The organism is Salinarimonas soli, from assembly GCF_008386575.1.
Taxonomy (GTDB): domain Bacteria; phylum Pseudomonadota; class Alphaproteobacteria; order Rhizobiales; family Beijerinckiaceae; genus Salinarimonas_A; species Salinarimonas_A soli.
On record NZ_VUOA01000084.1, the window covers coordinates 1 to 922 of the forward strand.

Consider the following 922-nt stretch of genomic DNA (forward strand, 5'->3'; position numbering starts at 1 on the left):
CGGCCGCGACCCGGATCCGGGCTGGCGCCACCTGCGCGGCTGGTGCCTGGATGCGCGGCGCATCGAAGGCGAGGTGCAGCTTGGCCTGGCTCGCGACAGCGATGGAGCCCGCACCGAGGACGGCACTGCCCAGGAGCATGCCGCTGCAGGCGCAAGCGAGAGCAAGGGAGCTGATGCGGGTCACGGCTGGCTTTCGTGCTGTTTGATTGTGTGCTAACCATTGGATCACCATTATGCTGAACGCAACTTATTCTTTCGGCTGATGCCGTCCTGTCATTGCTCGTGCTAAGAGGCTTTCATGGCTGATACCAACGACCTGTTGCGCCTTGACCGGCAGCTCTGCTTCACCGTCTACGCCGCCCACCATGCCTTCACGGCCGCCTACAAGGCTGGCTTGGAGCCCTTGGGCCTCACCTACCCGCAATATCTCGTGCTCCTGGTGCTCTGGGAGCAGGAAGGGCTCAAGGTGAAGGAGATCGGCAAGCGGCTGCATCTCGACTCCGGCACGCTCACACCCTTGCTCAAGCGCATGGAGAAAGGTGGCTTGTTGCGCCGGCTTCGCGACGCTGCAGACGAGCGTCAGGTGCGGATCGAGTTGACGGAGCATGGTCGCCACCTTCAGGCCGAGGTGCTGAAGGTGCGCCAGGAGATCGGGTGTGCGCTGGGTGGGGCGGAGGAGCCGATCCAGGACCTGCGGGCTCGCCTTGAGGGTGTCATCGAGCAACTGAGCGCCTCCGGGTCCGCTCGGTCGCTCTGACCTGCCCATCATCCCCGCCGGCCGGACAGGGTCTTAGCCGAAAGGCTGAGCCCAATCGGGGTTGCGGCCCAGACATTACAATTGCGCGCCAATGAATTGTTAACTAGCAATTAGGGAACAAGATTCGCTGGGGGCTGAGATGACTGGGTTCAAGAGCGTTGTTCG

The 922-nt window shown here is 62.8% G+C and carries 2 protein-coding genes; one reads left to right on the top strand and one right to left on the bottom strand.

Annotated features, from left to right (window positions below; all coding sequences use genetic code 11):
* Window positions 1-184 (bottom strand): hypothetical protein (locus F0L46_RS25310; RefSeq protein ID WP_149822385.1); only part of this gene is annotated, 184 nt, incomplete at its 3' end.
* Window positions 185-298: 114 nt separating this feature from the next.
* Here F0L46_RS25310 and F0L46_RS25315 point away from each other — a divergent pair.
* Window positions 299-757 carry a MarR family winged helix-turn-helix transcriptional regulator gene (locus tag F0L46_RS25315; protein WP_149822386.1) on the top strand — a complete coding sequence of 153 codons (459 nt, stop codon included), beginning with the start codon at window positions 299-301 and terminating at the stop codon, window positions 755-757.
* Window positions 758-922: the final 165 nt, after the last annotated feature.

Bases quoted from the DNA above. Each gene is read 5' to 3' on its own strand.
- F0L46_RS25315 (WP_149822386.1), top strand. From the start codon at position 299: ATGGCTGATACCAACGACCTGTTGCGCCTTGACCGGCAGCTCTGCTTC.